The organism is Serratia sp. BNK-33-b, from assembly GCF_048684565.1.
Taxonomy (GTDB): Bacteria; Pseudomonadota; Gammaproteobacteria; order Enterobacterales; family Enterobacteriaceae; genus Serratia; species Serratia marcescens.
Genome location: NZ_JBLQTZ010000001.1, coordinates 251,342 through 267,904, shown reverse-complemented (window position 1 = coordinate 267,904; position 16,563 = coordinate 251,342). Strand labels below are relative to the sequence as shown.

The window sequence follows — 16,563 nt, the reverse complement described above, 5'->3', positions numbered from 1 at the left end:
CGAAGGTAACGTCACCCGGTGTTTTGGAGCCAAGCCATGACCAACAATCAAAATCGCATTTACGTCGTTATGGGCGTTTCCGGCAGCGGCAAGTCCGCCGTCGCCGCCGCTGCGGCCCGCCAACTCTCCGCCGGCTTCCTCGACGGCGACTTCCTGCACCCGCGCAGCAATATCCTGAAGATGGCCGCCGGCGAGGCGTTGAACGACGACGATCGCGCGCCGTGGCTGGCCGCGCTCAACGACGCCGCCTTCGCCATGCAACGCACTAACAACGTGTCGATCATCGTCTGCTCGGCGTTGAAAAAGCAGTATCGCGACCGCCTGCGCGCCGGCAACGGCAACCTGTCATTCATCTATCTGCACGGCGAGTTCCCGGTGATCGAATCCCGCCTGGCGGCGCGCAACGGCCACTTCTTCAAGCCGCAGATGCTGGTCACCCAGTTCGCCGCGCTGGAGCAGCCGGGCGCCGACGAGAACGACGTGATGGCGATCGACATCAATCAGCCGCTGGACGCGGTGATCGCCGATACCGTGCGCCATATCCAGAGCTTCCTGCCGCAGGACGTGTGCGCGTGAGTACCGTAACGCTGGTCGGTACCGCAGTCGGCTCGGTTTTACTGCTGTTATTCCTGGTGATGAAGGCGCGCATGCACGCCTTCGTCGCGCTGATGCTGGTGTCCATCGCCGCCGGCATTTTCTCCGGCATGCCGCTGGAACACATCGCCGACACCATGCAGAAAGGCATGGGCGACACGCTGGGCTTCCTGGCGATCGTGGTGGCGCTCGGGGCGATGTTCGGCAAGATCCTGCATGAGGTCGGCGCGCTCGATCAAATTGCGGCGCAATTGCTGAAACGATTCGGACAAAGCAAGGCGCACTACGCGCTCGGCATCGCCGGCCTGATCTGCGCGCTGCCGCTGTTCTTCGACGTGGCGGTGGTGCTGCTGATCGGCATCGTGTTCGCCGTGGCGCGCCGCACCGACGGCAATATCGTCAAGCTGGCCATCCCGCTGTTCGCCGGCGTGGCCGCCGCCGCGTCCTTCCTGCTGCCGGGGCCGGTGCCGATGCTGCTGGCGTCGCAGATGAAGGCCGACTTCGGCTGGATGATCGCCATCGGCCTGGTGGCGGCGGTGATCGGCATGCTGATCGCCGGCCCGCTGTACGGCAGCTTTATCAGCCGCTTCGTCAACTGGCCAATGCCGCCGGAAGAGAACGAACCGACGCTGACCAAGGGCAATCTGCCGTCGTTCGGCTTTAGCCTGGCGCTGGTGCTGTGCCCGCTGGTGCTGGTCGGCATGAAGACTATCGGCGCGCGGCTGGTCACCCCCGGCTCGCAGCTGCAGCAGTGGCTGGAGTTTATCGGCCACCCGTTCACCGCCATCCTGCTGGCCTGCCTGATCGTGATTTACGGTCTGGCGAAACCGCGCGGCATGAGCAACGAACAGACCCTGGCCATCTGCTCCGCCGCGGTGCAGCCGGCCGGGATCATCCTGCTGATGACCGGCGCCGGCGGGGTGTTCAAGCAGATCCTGGTGGATTCCGGCGTCGGGCCGGCGCTGGGTGACGCCATGATCGGCGCCGGCCTGCCGATCGCCGTAGCCGCGTTCGCGCTGTCCGCCATGGTGCGGGTGATTCAGGGCTCGGCCACCGTCGCCTGCCTGACCACCGTCGGCCTGGTGCTGCCGGTCACCAGCCAGCTCGGGCTCAGCGGCGGGCAACTGGCCGCGCTGGCCATCTGCATCGCCGGCGGCTCCATCGTGCTGAGCCACGTCAACGACGCCGGCTTCTGGCTGTTCGGCAAATTTACCGGCGCCAACGAACTGCAAACGCTGAAAACCTGGACGGTGATGGAAACCATTCTGGGCAGCGTCGGCGGCGCCATCGGCATGATTGCATTCACGATGTTTTAAATCCCAAATCGCCCCCGGCCTTGCACACCAGGGCTGCAAATCACCCCCGGGGGCACCGCCACAGGCGGCGACTATAACAACAGCAATGTGAGGAAGGCATGATTAATCCAACCTTGTCCCGTGTCACACAGCGCATCATCGACCGTTCCCAGGCCAGCCGCGCCGCCTATCTGGCGCGTATCGAGGCGGCCCGCGCCCAAACCGTCCACCGCGCGCAGCTGGCCTGCGGCAACCTGGCCCACGGCTTCGCCGCCTGTCAGCCCGATGACAAGGCGTCGCTGAAAAACATGGTGCGCAGCGATATCGCCATCATCACCGCCTACAACGACATGCTGTCGGCCCACCAGCCGTACGAACACTACCCGCAGCGGCTGAAGCAGGCGCTGAAGGCGGTCGGCGCCGTGGGCCAGGTGGCCGGCGGCGTGCCGGCGATGTGCGACGGCGTGACGCAGGGGCAGGACGGCATGGAGCTGTCGTTGATGAGCCGCGACGTGATCGCCATGTCGGCCGCCGTCGGCCTGTCGCACAATATGTTCGACGGCGCGCTGTTCCTCGGCATCTGCGACAAGATCGTACCGGGGCTGGTGATGGCCGCCCTCTCCTTCGGCCACCTGCCCGCGCTGTTCGTGCCGGCCGGCCCGATGAGCAGCGGCCTGCCGAACAAGGAAAAGGTGCGCGTACGCCAGCTGTACGCCGAAGGCAAGGCTGACCGCCTGGCGCTGCTGGAGGCCGAGGCAGCCTCTTATCACGGCATCGGCACCTGCACCTTCTACGGCACCGCCAACACCAACCAGATGGTGATGGAAGTGATGGGCCTGCATCTGCCGGGCGCCTCCTTCGTCCATCCTGACACGCCGCTGCGCGACGCGCTGAACGACGCCGCCGCGCGCCAGGTGACCCGACTGACCGATACCGCCGGCAACTACCTGCCGATCGGCCGCCTGGTGGACGAGAAAGTGGTGGTGAACGGCATCGTCTCGCTGCTGGCCACCGGCGGCTCCACCAACCTGACCATGCATCTGGTGGCGATGGCGCGCGCGGCGGGCATCATCATCACCTGGGACGATTTCTCGGAGCTGTCTGAGGCGGTGCCGCTGCTGTGCCGCATCTACCCGAACGGCCCGGCCGACATCAACCAGTTCCAGGCCGCCGGCGGCGTGCCGCTGGTGGTGCGAGAGCTGCTGCAACACGGGCTGCTGCACGAAGACGTGCATACCGTGGCCGGTTTCGGCCTGCGCCGCTACACCCAGGAACCGTGGCTGGATAACGGCCAACTGGTGTGGCGCGAAGGCGTGGCCGGCTCGCTCGACGCCAGCGTGATCGCCAGCGTCACTCAGCCGTTTGAACATCACGGCGGCACCAAAGTGATGGCCGGCAACCTGGGCCGCGCGGTGATGAAAACCTCGGCGGTGCCCGCCGACAACCAGATCATCGAAGCGCCGGCGGTAGTGTTCGACAGCCAGCACGACATCGTGCCGGCGTTCGAAGCCGGCAAGCTGGATCGCGATTGTGTGGTGGTGGTGCGTTTCCAGGGGCCGCAGGCCAACGGCATGCCCGAGCTGCACAAGCTGATGCCGCCGCTGGGCGTGCTGATGGATCGCGGCTTCAAAGTGGCGCTGGTGACCGACGGCCGCCTGTCCGGCGCCTCCGGCAAGGTGCCTTCCGCCATCCACGTCACCCCGGAAGCCTATACCGGCGGCCTGCTGGCGAAAGTGCGCGACGGCGATCCGATCCGCGTCAACGGCCGCAGCGGCGAGCTGCAGGTGCTGGTCGACGCCGACGAACTGGCCCGGCGCACACCATGCCAACCCGATCTGAGCGCGGAACACATCGGCTGCGGCCGCGAGCTGTTCGGCGCGCTGCGCAGCCAGCTGTCCGGCGCCGAACAGGGCGCCTGCTGCATCAAATTTTAATCGATAGCCTGGCCGCATCGCCGCCTGGCGGCGGCCACAGAGGAGAACGTCAGCATGAACAAGTGGACAACAAGCGCCGAGCAGATCCTGACGGCGGGGCCGGTGGTGCCGGTCATCGTGATCAACAAGCTGGAATATGCGGTGCCGCTGGCGAAAGCGCTGGTCGCCGGCGGCGTGCGGGTGCTGGAGGTGACGCTGCGCACCGCCTGCGCCATGGACGCCATTCGCGCCATCGCCCAAGAGGTGCCGGAAGCGATCATCGGCGCCGGTACGGTGATCAATCCGCAGCAGTTGCGGGAAGTGACCGAAGCCGGCGCGCAGTTCGCCATCAGCCCAGGCCTGACCGACGAGCTGCTTAAGGCCGCCACCGCCGGTTCCATTCCCTTGATCCCGGGCATCAGCACCGTTTCCGAACTGATGCAGGGCATGGATTACGGCCTGCGCGAGTTTAAATTCTTCCCGGCGGAAGCCAACGGCGGCGTAAAAGCGCTGCAGGCGATCGGCGGCCCGTTCCCGCAGGTGCGTTTCTGCCCGACCGGCGGCATCTCACCGGACAACTACCGCAGCTATCTGGCGCTGAAAAGCGTGCTGTGCATCGGCGGCTCCTGGCTGGTGCCGGCGGACGCGCTCGAAAGCGGCGACTACGCGCGCATTACCGAACTGGCGCGCGCCGCCGTCGCGGGCGCTCAGGCCTGATTTACATCGCAGCGGTGGCGGCCGGCAGCGCCGCCCCGCTGCGCTGGCTGAACCGCTGCTTCTTGCGATAAGCGAATACGTCTTCCACATGCCCCTCGCGGATGCGCTGCTGCAACCCGCGCCAATACTCCGCGGTAAACAGATCGCTGTGCAGCTCTTCAAACATCTGCCGAATGCGCCGATCGCCGCACAGAAAGTGGCGGAACTCTTCCGGGAACACATCGTTGGGCGCGATGCTGTACCACGGCTCGCTGGCCAGTTCATCTTCCGGATAACGCGGCGGCGGGATATCGCGGAAGTTGACCTCGGTCATGTAGCAAATCTCGTCGTAGTCGTAGAACACTACCCGCCCGTGGCGCGTCACGCCAAAGTTCTTGAACAGCATGTCGCCGGGGAAGATATTGGCGGCGGCCAGCTGTTTGATGGCATTGCCGTACTCTTCAATCGCATCGCGCATCTGCTGGTCGTTGGCCTGCTCCAGATACAGATTCAGCGGGGTCATGCGCCGTTCCATATACAGGTGCTTAATCACGATGCGATCGCCAAGTTCTTCCAGCTTGCCCGGCACTTCGCGCCGCAGCTCCGCCAGCAGTTCCGGGCTGAGGCGCGCCTTGTCGACGACGAAATTCTCGTACTCCTGGGTATCCGCCATGCGCCCGACGCGATCGTGCTCTTTCACCAGCTGATAGCAAGCCATCACCTGCGCCTGCGTCACCTCTTTTTGCGGGGCGAATTCGTCTTTGATCACTTTAAACACCCGAGCGAAGGACGGCAGGGTAAACACCAGCATCACCATGCCCTTCACCCCTGGCGCAATGATGAACTGCTCCTGCGAGTGCGCCATAAAAGTCAGGTATTCGCGATAGCATTCGGTTTTGCCGTGCTTCTGGCAACCGATCGCCATGTACAGCTCGGCGGTGGTCTTGCCCGGCAGGATCTCGCGCAGCCACTCCACCATCGCCGCTGGCAGCGGCGCGTAGACCATAAAATAAGAGCGGGCGAAGCCGAAGACGATGCTGGCCTCGGCCTTACCGGTCAGGCAGGCGTCGATAAACAGCGCGCCCGACTCGCTGTGGTGGATCGGCAGCAAGAACGGATAAACGCCGTCGGCCAGGCGCAGCTTGCCGACCAGCCAGGCGGCCTTGTTGCGATAGAACAGCTCGTTGGCGATCTGGAAGGTCGCCCCCGTCAGGTGCTGTGGGCTGAAGGCGCGTTGCAGCGCCTGGGTGATATAGCGAATATCGCGCGTCAAATCCTCCCACGGCAACCGCAGCGGCAGATCGCTCAAGATGCTGCGCAGCATCGCCGGCAGATCGCCATTGGGGGTAAAATCGCGCGCCAGCGGACGCGGAATGTCGCGAAAGCGCCGTTCCGGCTGCGAACTGAACACGAACAGCTTGTCCGGCGTCAGATCGCGGTGCTTGAACAGCCGGCAATAGACCGAGTTAAAGAAGCTTTCGGCGATCTCGAAACGCGGGTAGTCCGGCAACAGGTCGATATAGACCGCTTTGACCCGGCTGGGGAAGTCGGCGTCGAAATATTTCTGCCCGGTGATGCATTTGAGCTGCTCCACCACCAGGCCGACGTGATGGTCGTACAGATGGATGCGCTTTTTCATCGCCTGCTGCACCGCCGGCCAGTCCGCCTGCTCGAAGCGCTGCTGCGCGCCGGCGGTCACTTCCAGAAAGCGGCCGTACTGCGCATCGAAGCCTTGCAGGATCGTCTGTGCGATCAACAACTCCAGTTTTGCCGCCATCCTTACCCCCCGCCAGAAAAAGAAGCCTGCGCATGCAGGCTCCGGTGAAACGTCTTCAAGCTTGCCGCATCAGAACTGCTGTTCTTCCGTCGAACCGGTCAGCGCGGTGACCGAAGAAGCGCCGCCCTGAATGATGGTGGTGACTTTGTCGAAGTAGCCGGTGCCCACCTCTTGCTGGTGCGACGCGAAGGTGTAACCGCGATCCACCGCGGCGAACTCCGCCTGCTGCACCTTCTCGACGTAGTGTTTCATCCCTTCGCCCTGCGCATAGGCGTGCGCCAGGTCGAACATGTTGAACCACATGCTGTGGATCCCCGCCAGCGTGATGAACTGATACTTGTAGCCCATGTCCGACAGCGCCTGCTGGAAGCGGGCGATGGTCTGGTCGTCGAGGTTTTTCTTCCAGTTGAACGACGGCGAGCAGTTGTAGGCCAGCAGCTTGCCCGGGTATTTGGCGTGAATGGCGTCGGCGAAGCGCTGAGCGGCATCCAGATCCGGCGTTGAGGTTTCGCACCACACCATATCGGCGTAAGGGGCATAAGCCAGGCCGCGGCTGATCGCCTGTTCGACGCCGGCATGGGTGCGGAAGAAGCCTTCCGCCGTGCGCTCGCCGGTAACGAAGGCGCTGTCATACGGATCGCAATCGGACGTCAGCAGGTCGGCCGCATCGGCGTCGGTACGGGCGATCACCAGCGTCGGCACGCCGAGCACGTCGGCCGCCAGCCGAGCGGCGACCAGCTTCTGGATCGCTTCCTGCGTCGGCACCAGCACTTTGCCGCCCATATGACCGCATTTCTTCACCGCCGCCAACTGGTCTTCGAAGTGCACCCCGGCGGCGCCGGCGGTGATCATCGCTTTCATCAGCTCAAAGGCGTTCAGCACGCCGCCGAAGCCGGCTTCCGCATCGGCGACGATCGGCAGGAAGTAATCGGTGTAGCCTTTGCTGCCCGGCTCAATCTGGTTCGCCCATTGGATCTGATCGGCGCGGCGGAAGGTGTTGTTGATGCGCTCGACCACCTTCGGCACCGAGTCCACCGGATACAGCGACTGGTCAGGGTACATGGCCGCCGCGCTGTTGGCGTCAGCCGCCACCTGCCAGCCGGACAGGTAGATAGCCTCGACGCCGGCTTTGGCCTGCTGCAGCGCCTGGCCGCCGGTGAGCGCGCCAAGGCAGTTCACGTAGCCTTTGCGCGCCTTGCCGTTCAGCAAGGCCCACAGTTTGGCGGCGCCGTTTTGCGCCAGGGTGCATTCCGGGTTGACCGAACCGCGCAGATTGATCACGTCTTCGGCGCTGTAAGGGCGGGTGATGCCTTCCCAACGGGCCGATTTCCATTCCTGTTCCAGCTGCTGGATCTGTTGAGAGCGAGAGGTAGACATAATTTTTATCCTTTCAGTCATGTAGGGTTGATTGGGAAAGTTCAGGCCAGCAGCGCATAGCCGGGCAACGTCAGGAAATCGATTAATTCATCTTGCGTGGTGATGCGCTCCATCAGGCGCGCCGCCTCTTCGAACCGGCCGGCGTTAAAGCGCGCTTCCCCTACTTCTTCACGCACCACCAACATCTCTTCTTGCAACATCTGGCGGAACAGCGCCTTGGTGACCGGGCGCCCGTCGTTCAGGCTCTTCTCATGGTGGATCCACTGCCAGATAGAGGTACGGGAGATCTCCGCCGTCGCGGCATCTTCCATCAACCCATAGATAGGCACGCAGCCGTTGCCGGAGATCCAGGCTTCGATGTACTGCACCGCCACGCGGATATTGGCGCGCATCCCCGCTTCGGTGCGTTCGCCGTCGCATGGCTCCAGCAGCTGCGCGGCGCTGATTGGCGCATCCTGCTCACGCATCACGTCCAGCTGGTTCTGGCGATCGCCCAATGCGTTGCCGAACACCTCCATCACCGTGTCCGCCAGCCCCGGATGCGCCACCCAGGTGCCGTCGTGGCCATTGTTGGCTTCCAACTCTTTGTCCGCCCGCACCTTGTTCAGCACCCAGGCGTTTTTCTCAGCGTCTTTGCTCGGGATAAACGCCGCCATGCCGCCCATAGCGAAGGCGCCGCGCTTATGACAGGTTTTGATCAACAGGCGTGAATAGGCGCTGAGGAAAGGTTTCTCCATGGTCACCGACTGACGATCCGGCAGCACGCGATCGCCGTGATTCTTCAGCGTTTTGATGTAGCTGAAGATGTAATCCCAACGGCCGCAGTTCAGGCCGACGATGTGATCACGCAGGTGATAGAGGATCTCGTCCATCTGGAACACCGCCGGCAGGGTTTCGATCAACACGGTCGCCTTGATGGTGCCGCGCGGCAGATCGAATCGATCCTCGGTAAAGCTGAAGACATCGCTCCACCAGGCCGCTTCTTCCCAGGACTGGGTTTTCGGCAGGTAGAAATACGGGCCGCTGCCCTTGGCCAACAGCTGGTGATAGTTGTGATAAAAATACAGCGCGAAATCGAACAGGCCGCCGGGAATGGCTTCATCACGCCACAGCACGTGTTTTTCCGGCAAATGCAGGCCGCGCACGCGAGCGATCAACACCGCCGGATTCGGTTTCAGCTGGTAGATCTTGCCGGCTTCATTGGTGTAGGAGATGGTGCCGTTAACCGCATCGTGCAGGTTGATTTGACCGTCGATGACTTTATCCCAGCTTGGCGCCAGGGAGTCTTCGAAGTCCGCCATAAACACTTTTACGTTGGCGTTAAGCGCATTGATCACCATCTTGCGTTCTACCGGCCCGGTGATCTCGACCCGGCGATCGCGCAGGTCTTGCGGAATGCCGCGGATCTGCCAGTCGCCTTCACGAATGGAATTTGTTTCCGAAATAAACCCAGGCAGCTCGCCGCGATCGATATTTTGCTGCCAGCGGGCACGCGCCGCCAGCAGCTCATTGCGCCGCGGCGTGAATTTCCCCACCAGTTCCGCCAGGAATTCAACCGCTTCATCCGTTAATACCTGGCGCTCCGCAGCGGCGAAACCCTGGGTAAACCTTAACTCCGTGCCTGCTATCTGTTGCGTCATGACCTTGCTCCTTCCCATCATTGCGCCCGAGCGATCGGCGCATTTTCATCAGAAATCACTGTGGATCAGGGCGGATGAAACGATCCTAAACTGGTCAGATCTCATCCCGATAGTTCTAAGAATACTCAACAAAAAATAAAAATCAAAAACCATTTCCATTTTATTATTAAATATTTTATTAACACTTTATTATCAATTGGTTAGAACAAATAACATAACTAATGGGTAAGGAAATCGGTTCCAATAGAATCGCAAAGACAGGCTAACGCGCTGTTGGCCAATGGTTTTTTGGAAAAAGTGGCGGGTAAAAAGAGGATCGTACAGAGGATCAACAGCGCGGCGGCCTCGATTCAGCCGCCGGCAGGCAGGAAAGATCAGTCGAGAGTCGGATTCATATGGCGCAGATCGTAAGGCGTGATCTGGTACACGTAATAGTTGAGCCAATTGGAGAACAACAGGTGGCCATGGCTGCGCCAGGTGGCTTTCGGTGTCAGTGCGGGGTTGTCATCGGGGAAGTAGTTGAGCGGTACGGCAGGATCGAGGCCAGCTTCGTTGTCGCGACAATACTCCCCGGCCAGGGTCAGGGCATCATACTCAGGATGGCCGGTGACAAATGCCAGGCGCTTATCCCTGCTGGCGAACAGGTAGGCGCCGGCCTGCTCGGATTCGGCCAGAATATCCAGGTCGGTATATTGGCGAATCACCTCGGTCGGGAAATCGGCATAGCGTGAATGCGGCGCCAGGAAGCTTTCGTCGAAGCCGCGCGTCAGCAACGCATGCTGCTGCAGCGTTTGGTGCGGATAAACGCCGGAGAGCTTCACTTCGCGCGTCATCTTGGGAATGCCGTACAGGATATTCAACGCCGCTTGTACCGCCCAGCACACGAACAGCGTAGAGGTGACATGGTTTTTGGCCCAGTCAATGACCCGTTCGATCTGCGGCCAATAGGCAACATCGCAGAAATCAACCAGCCCCAGCGGCGCGCCGGTGACAATCAGGCCATCGAAGTTCTCATTCTGGATATCCTCGAAGTCGCAGTAGAAGTTGTTCAGATGCTCGGCCGGCGTGTTCTTCGATTCGCGGCTGTCGATGCGCAGCAGCTGGATATCAATCTGCAGCGGCGAGTTGGACAACAGACGCAGAAACTGGTTTTCCGTTTCGATCTTCTTTGGCATCAGGTTGAGGATCAGCACTTTCAGTGGCCTGATTTCCTGTGTTTTTGCCCGCGAGGATGTCATCACGAAGACATTCTCACCGCGCAAGAAATTGACCGCAGGTAACTCATCAGGAACACGAATCGGCATTGCTTAACCCTCACATATCCATTTATACGTTTAGACTTCTAGATGCCCGAAGATAGCGTTTTTTTCCGTCGCTGTCGAGCATTCAGCGGAAAGGTGAAAATGTTTCATTGCGCGAGCTGCGTCAGGATCTTGGCAGGGAGGATGAGAGGTACTGAAAGCAAAAAGGCCATCCTTTCGGATGGCCTCTTGGCTTATTTGATGCTTGGCAGTGTCCTACTCTCGCATGGGGAGACCCCACACTACCATCGGCGCTACGGCGTTTCACTTCTGAGTTCGGCATGGGGTCAGGTGGGACCACCGCGCTATTGCCGCCAAGCAAATTCTTTTTTCTGCCGAACTTCTAAACCCACTTTAAATAAAGTGGTGCTGATACCCAGAGTCGAACTGGGGACCTCACCCTTACCAAGGGTGCGCTCTACCAACTGAGCCATATCAGCACGCTTAATTTGATGCCTGGCAGTGTCCTACTCTCGCATGGGGAGACCCCACACTACCATCGGCGCTACGGCGTTTCACTTCTGAGTTCGGCATGGGGTCAGGTGGGACCACCGCGCTATTGCCGCCAGGCAAATTCTGTTTCATTCCAACCGCTTCACTTTCGTGTCGCCATCAGAACCAATCTCGGAACTTCGCTGAAAATCTCTCTAAAAACACCTTCGGTGTTGTAAGGTTAAGCCTCACGGATCATTAGTACTGGTTAGCTCAATGCATCGCTGCACTTACACACCCAGCCTATCAACGTCTTAGTCTTAAACGTTCCTTCAGGGGCCTTAAAGGCCCAGGGAAGACTCATCTTGAGGCAAGTTTCGCGCTTAGATGCTTTCAGCGCTTATCTTTTCCGCACTTAGCTACCGGGCAATGCCATTGGCATGACAACCCGAACACCAGTGGTGCGTTCACTCCGGTCCTCTCGTACTAGGAGCAACCCCTCTCAATCTTCCAACGCCCACGGCAGATAGGGACCGAACTGTCTCACGACGTTCTAAACCCAGCTCGCGTACCACTTTAAATGGCGAACAGCCATACCCTTGGGACCTACTTCAGCCCCAGGATGTGATGAGCCGACATCGAGGTGCCAAACACCGCCGTCGATATGAACTCTTGGGCGGTATCAGCCTGTTATCCCCGGAGTACCTTTTATCCGTTGAGCGATGGCCCTTCCATTCAGAACCACCGGATCACTAAGACCTACTTTCGTACCTGCTCGAGCCGTCACTCTCGCAGTCAAGCTAGCTTATGCCTTTGCACTAACCTCACGATGTCCGACCGTGATTAGCTAACCTTCGTGCTCCTCCGTTACTCTTTGGGAGGAGACCGCCCCAGTCAAACTACCCACCAGACACTGTCCTCACCCCGGATCACGGGGCCGAGTTAGAACATCAAACATTAAAGGGTGGTATTTCAAGGATGGCTCCACGCAGACTGGCGTCCACGCTTCAAAGCCTCCCACCTATCCTACACATCAAGGCTCAATGTTCAGTGTCAAGCTATAGTAAAGGTTCACGGGGTCTTTCCGTCTTGCCGCGGGTACACTGCATCTTCACAGCGAGTTCAATTTCACTGAGTCTCGGGTGGAGACAGCCTGGCCATCATTACGCCATTCGTGCAGGTCGGAACTTACCCGACAAGGAATTTCGCTACCTTAGGACCGTTATAGTTACGGCCGCCGTTTACTGGGGCTTCGATCAAGAGCTTCGCCTTGCGGCTGACCCCATCAATTAACCTTCCAGCACCGGGCAGGCGTCACACCGTATACGTCCACTTTCGTGTTTGCACAGTGCTGTGTTTTTATTAAACAGTTGCAGCCAGCTGGTATCTTCGACTGGCTTCAGCTCCATCCGCGAGGGACTTCACCTACATGCCAGCGTGCCTTCTCCCGAAGTTACGGCACCATTTTGCCTAGTTCCTTCACCCGAGTTCTCTCAAGCGCCTTGGTATTCTCTACCTGACCACCTGTGTCGGTTTGGGGTACGATTTAATGTTACCTGATGCTTAGAGGATTTTCCTGGAAGCAGGGCATCAACTACTTCTGCACCGTAGTGCATCGTCATCACGCCTCAGGGTTGATATGCAACCGGATTTACCAGGTCACACCCCCTACACGCTTAAACCGGGACAACCGTCGCCCGGCTAGCCTAGCCTTCTCCGTCCCCCCTTCGCAGTAACACCAAGTACAGGAATATTAACCTGTTTCCCATCGACTACGCTTTTCAGCCTCGCCTTAGGGGTCGACTCACCCTGCCCCGATTAACGTTGGACAGGAACCCTTGGTCTTCCGGCGAGCGGGCTTTTCACCCGCTTTATCGTTACTTATGTCAGCATTCGCACTTCTGATACCTCCAGCAACCCTCACAGGCCACCTTCAACGGCTTACAGAACGCTCCCCTACCCAACAACGCCTAAGCGTCGCTGCCGCAGCTTCGGTGCATGGTTTAGCCCCGTTACATCTTCCGCGCAGGCCGACTCGACCAGTGAGCTATTACGCTTTCTTTAAATGATGGCTGCTTCTAAGCCAACATCCTGGCTGTCTATGCCTTCCCACATCGTTTCCCACTTAACCATGACTTTGGGACCTTAGCTGGCGGTCTGGGTTGTTTCCCTCTTCACGACGGACGTTAGCACCCGCCGTGTGTCTCCCGTGATAACATTCTTCGGTATTCGGAGTTTGCATCGGTTTGGTAAGCCGGGATGGCCCCCTAGCCGAAACAGTGCTCTACCCCCGAAGATGAGTTCACGAGGCGCTACCTAAATAGCTTTCGGGGAGAACCAGCTATCTCCCGGTTTGATTGGCCTTTCACCCCCAGCCACAAGTCATCCGCTAATTTTTCAACATTAGTCGGTTCGGTCCTCCAGTTAGTGTTACCCAACCTTCAACCTGCCCATGGCTAGATCACCGGGTTTCGGGTCTATACCTTGCAACTAATCGCCCAGTTAAGACTCGGTTTCCCTACGGCTCCCCTATACGGTTAACCTTGCTACAAAATATAAGTCGCTGACCCATTATACAAAAGGTACGCAGTCACACCACGAAGGTGCTCCCACTGCTTGTACGTACACGGTTTCAGGTTCTATTTCACTCCCCTCGCCGGGGTTCTTTTCGCCTTTCCCTCACGGTACTGGTTCACTATCGGTCAGTCAGGAGTATTTAGCCTTGGAGGATGGTCCCCCCATATTCAGACAGGATGTCACGTGTCCCGCCCTACTCATCGAACTCACGACCTGTGCATTTTAGTGTACGGGGCTATCACCCTTTGCTGCGCGACTTTCCAGACGCTTCCACTAACACACAAGCCGATTCAGGTTCTGGGCTCCTCCCCGTTCGCTCGCCGCTACTGGGGGAATCTCGGTTGATTTCTTTTCCTCGGGGTACTTAGATGTTTCAGTTCCCCCGGTTCGCCTCATGCCACTATGTATTCATGACATGATAGTGTGTCGAAACACACTGGGTTTCCCCATTCGGGTATCGCCGGTTATAACGGTTCATATCACCTTACCGACGCTTTTCGCAGATTAGCACGCCCTTCATCGCCTCTGACTGCCTAGGCATCCACCGTGTACGCTTAGTCACTTAACCTCACAACCCGAAGATGTTTCCATCGTTCGCGCTGCAAACATTTGAGAGACTCTATGACAGGTTACTCTTTATCCCAGTGCTTCTACGGAGGGACAAATTTCAGCCGTCATGTTTCAATTTTCAGCTTGTTCCAGATTGTTAAAGAGCAATATCTTAAACATGACTCGGAAGTCATCTTTAAGATATGGTGTATCGTCAGATACTTGAGACCGCCGCTTTCACCGGGTGGGTCGGAAGCTTGGCGTCCCCTAGGGGATTCGAACCCCTGTTACCGCCGTGAAAGGGCGGTGTCCTAGGCCTCTAGACGAAGGGGACACGACACCGTACTTTTATGACGCTTTTGCTCGTTACTTTTTCATCAGACAATCTGTGTGAGCACGCCACTCGAACTAATATCTTTAGGTAAGGAGGTGATCCAACCGCAGGTTCCCCTACGGTTACCTTGTTACGACTTCACCCCAGTCATGAATCACAAAGTGGTAAGCGCCCTCCCGAAGGTTAAGCTACCTACTTCTTTTGCAACCCACTCCCATGGTGTGACGGGCGGTGTGTACAAGGCCCGGGAACGTATTCACCGTAGCATTCTGATCTACGATTACTAGCGATTCCGACTTCATGGAGTCGAGTTGCAGACTCCAATCCGGACTACGACATACTTTATGAGGTCCGCTTGCTCTCGCGAGGTCGCTTCTCTTTGTATATGCCATTGTAGCACGTGTGTAGCCCTACTCGTAAGGGCCATGATGACTTGACGTCATCCCCACCTTCCTCCAGTTTATCACTGGCAGTCTCCTTTGAGTTCCCGGCCGAACCGCTGGCAACAAAGGATAAGGGTTGCGCTCGTTGCGGGACTTAACCCAACATTTCACAACACGAGCTGACGACAGCCATGCAGCACCTGTCTCAGAGTTCCCGAAGGCACCAATCCATCTCTGGAAAGTTCTCTGGATGTCAAGAGTAGGTAAGGTTCTTCGCGTTGCATCGAATTAAACCACATGCTCCACCGCTTGTGCGGGCCCCCGTCAATTCATTTGAGTTTTAACCTTGCGGCCGTACTCCCCAGGCGGTCGATTTAACGCGTTAGCTCCGGAAGCCACGCCTCAAGGGCACAACCTCCAAATCGACATCGTTTACAGCGTGGACTACCAGGGTATCTAATCCTGTTTGCTCCCCACGCTTTCGCACCTGAGCGTCAGTCTTCGTCCAGGGGGCCGCCTTCGCCACCGGTATTCCTCCAGATCTCTACGCATTTCACCGCTACACCTGGAATTCTACCCCCCTCTACGAGACTCTAGCTTGCCAGTTTCAAATGCAGTTCCCAGGTTGAGCCCGGGGATTTCACATCTGACTTAACAAACCGCCTGCGTGCGCTTTACGCCCAGTAATTCCGATTAACGCTTGCACCCTCCGTATTACCGCGGCTGCTGGCACGGAGTTAGCCGGTGCTTCTTCTGCGAGTAACGTCAATTGATGAACGTATTAAGTTCACCACCTTCCTCCTCGCTGAAAGTGCTTTACAACCCGAAGGCCTTCTTCACACACGCGGCATGGCTGCATCAGGCTTGCGCCCATTGTGCAATATTCCCCACTGCTGCCTCCCGTAGGAGTCTGGACCGTGTCTCAGTTCCAGTGTGGCTGGTCATCCTCTCAGACCAGCTAGGGATCGTCGCCTAGGTGAGCCATTACCCCACCTACTAGCTAATCCCATCTGGGCACATCTGATGGCAAGAGGCCCGAAGGTCCCCCTCTTTGGTCTTGCGACGTTATGCGGTATTAGCTACCGTTTCCAGTAGTTATCCCCCTCCATCAGGCAGTTTCCCAGACATTACTCACCCGTCCGCCGCTCGTCACCCAGGGAGCAAGCTCCCCTGTGCTACCGCTCGACTTGCATGTGTTAAGCCTGCCGCCAGCGTTCAATCTGAGCCATGATCAAACTCTTCAATTAAAAGCTTGATTTGCTTCCACTCGAGAAGCGATGCTCAAAGATTTACTGCATGAATTTTACTTCAGTTAGTCACTCTTCAAGACTTGATATTTTTTTGCATCCGAAGATGCTGGATATCGTCTTGTGGAGTGCCCACACAGATTGTCTGATAAATTGTTAAAGAGCAGTGAGTTAGGCGCTTTCGCTTGCTAACTCGAGGTGGCGTATATTACGCTTTCCTCTTTCAGAGTCAACCCTAATTTTCAGGATTTTTTCTCTTTCTTCCCGGCCGCTGTGTGAAGTGAATCACTTGCGCCGTGTCGATGGAGGCGCATTATAGGGATCCGAGTTTTTTGCACAACCCCTTTTTTGATCTTTTCTTTCCGTTTGCACACTTTTCAGCCCTTCCGGGTGGATCTTGTGCGATCAGGGCCATTTTCCGCAGGATCCGGCGCGGCGACTGGTTGTA

General features: G+C 58.4%; 8 protein-coding genes, 2 tRNA genes and 4 rRNA genes. 4 read left to right on the top strand and 10 right to left on the bottom strand.

Annotated elements, in window-relative coordinates; genetic code table 11:
- Positions 1-36 precede the first annotated feature (36 nt).
- The 4 genes from gntK (at position 37) to ACMGGK_RS01280 (ending at position 4,519) form a co-directional block, all read left to right on the top strand.
- Positions 37-576, top strand: coding sequence for a gluconokinase (gntK, locus tag ACMGGK_RS01295; protein WP_004936645.1), 540 nt, complete (start codon positions 37-39; stop codon positions 574-576).
- Positions 573-1,910, top strand: a complete 1,338-nt coding sequence (gene gntU, locus ACMGGK_RS01290; RefSeq protein WP_015379253.1) for a gluconate transporter — start codon at positions 573-575, stop codon at positions 1,908-1,910. The genes gntK and gntU overlap by 4 nt, the downstream gene beginning before the upstream one ends.
- A 98-nt stretch (positions 1,911-2,008) precedes the next feature.
- Positions 2,009-3,823, top strand: a complete 1,815-nt coding sequence (gene edd, locus ACMGGK_RS01285; RefSeq protein WP_033639249.1) for a phosphogluconate dehydratase — start codon at positions 2,009-2,011, stop codon at positions 3,821-3,823.
- A gap of 54 nt (positions 3,824-3,877) precedes the next feature.
- Entirely contained in the window at positions 3,878-4,519 is a 642-nt protein-coding gene (locus ACMGGK_RS01280) for a bifunctional 4-hydroxy-2-oxoglutarate aldolase/2-dehydro-3-deoxy-phosphogluconate aldolase (protein ID WP_016930304.1), read from the top strand.
- Between the two features lies 1 nt (position 4,520).
- On the opposite strand, the gene aceK is transcribed toward ACMGGK_RS01280, so the two are convergent.
- From aceK to ACMGGK_RS01230, 10 genes are all read right to left on the bottom strand, one after another.
- Entirely contained in the window at positions 4,521-6,275 is a 1,755-nt protein-coding gene (aceK, locus tag ACMGGK_RS01275) for a bifunctional isocitrate dehydrogenase kinase/phosphatase (protein WP_420276625.1), read from the bottom strand.
- Positions 6,276-6,344: 69 nt separating this feature from the next.
- A complete protein-coding gene (gene aceA / locus ACMGGK_RS01270) occupies positions 6,345-7,652 on the bottom strand; it encodes an isocitrate lyase (RefSeq protein ID WP_004936630.1) in 1,308 nt (435 codons plus the stop codon).
- A 41-nt stretch (positions 7,653-7,693) separates the two neighbouring features.
- Entirely contained in the window at positions 7,694-9,292 is a 1,599-nt protein-coding gene (aceB, locus tag ACMGGK_RS01265) for a malate synthase A (RefSeq protein WP_420276624.1), read from the bottom strand.
- Between the two features lie 374 nt (positions 9,293-9,666).
- Entirely contained in the window at positions 9,667-10,596 is a 930-nt protein-coding gene (gene metA, locus ACMGGK_RS01260) for a homoserine O-acetyltransferase MetA (RefSeq protein WP_004936623.1), read from the bottom strand.
- Positions 10,597-10,796: 200 nt separating this feature from the next.
- Positions 10,797-10,912: ribosomal RNA gene (gene rrf / locus ACMGGK_RS01255) — 5S ribosomal RNA — on the bottom strand.
- Between the two features lie 45 nt (positions 10,913-10,957).
- Positions 10,958-11,033: transfer RNA gene (locus ACMGGK_RS01250), tRNA-Thr, on the bottom strand.
- 14 nt (positions 11,034-11,047) lie between these two features.
- Positions 11,048-11,163, bottom strand: a 5S ribosomal RNA gene (gene rrf / locus ACMGGK_RS01245).
- Between the two features lie 99 nt (positions 11,164-11,262).
- Positions 11,263-14,170, bottom strand: a 23S ribosomal RNA gene (locus ACMGGK_RS01240).
- Positions 14,171-14,409: 239 nt separating this feature from the next.
- Positions 14,410-14,485: transfer RNA gene (locus ACMGGK_RS01235), tRNA-Glu, on the bottom strand.
- Positions 14,486-14,573: 88 nt separating this feature from the next.
- A 16S ribosomal RNA gene (locus tag ACMGGK_RS01230) occupies positions 14,574-16,115 on the bottom strand.
- Together the 16S, 23S and 5S rRNA genes with 2 tRNA genes alongside form the textbook arrangement of a ribosomal RNA operon.
- Between the last annotated feature and the right edge of the window lie 448 nt (positions 16,116-16,563).

Excerpts from the sequence above, each read along its gene's own strand:
- edd (WP_033639249.1), top strand. The coding sequence starts at position 2,009 with ATGATTAATCCAACCTTGTCCCGTGTCACACAGCGCATCATCGACCGT.
- gntK (WP_004936645.1), top strand. The coding sequence starts at position 37 with ATGACCAACAATCAAAATCGCATTTACGTCGTTATGGGCGTTTCCGGC.
- aceA (WP_004936630.1), bottom strand. The coding sequence starts at position 7,652 with ATGTCTACCTCTCGCTCTCAACAGATCCAGCAGCTGGAACAGGAATGG.
- ACMGGK_RS01280 (WP_016930304.1), top strand. The coding sequence starts at position 3,878 with ATGAACAAGTGGACAACAAGCGCCGAGCAGATCCTGACGGCGGGGCCG.
- aceK (WP_420276625.1), bottom strand. The coding sequence starts at position 6,275 with ATGGCGGCAAAACTGGAGTTGTTGATCGCACAGACGATCCTGCAAGGC.
- aceB (WP_420276624.1), bottom strand. The coding sequence starts at position 9,292 with ATGACGCAACAGATAGCAGGCACGGAGTTAAGGTTTACCCAGGGTTTC.
- metA (WP_004936623.1), bottom strand. The coding sequence starts at position 10,596 with ATGCCGATTCGTGTTCCTGATGAGTTACCTGCGGTCAATTTCTTGCGC.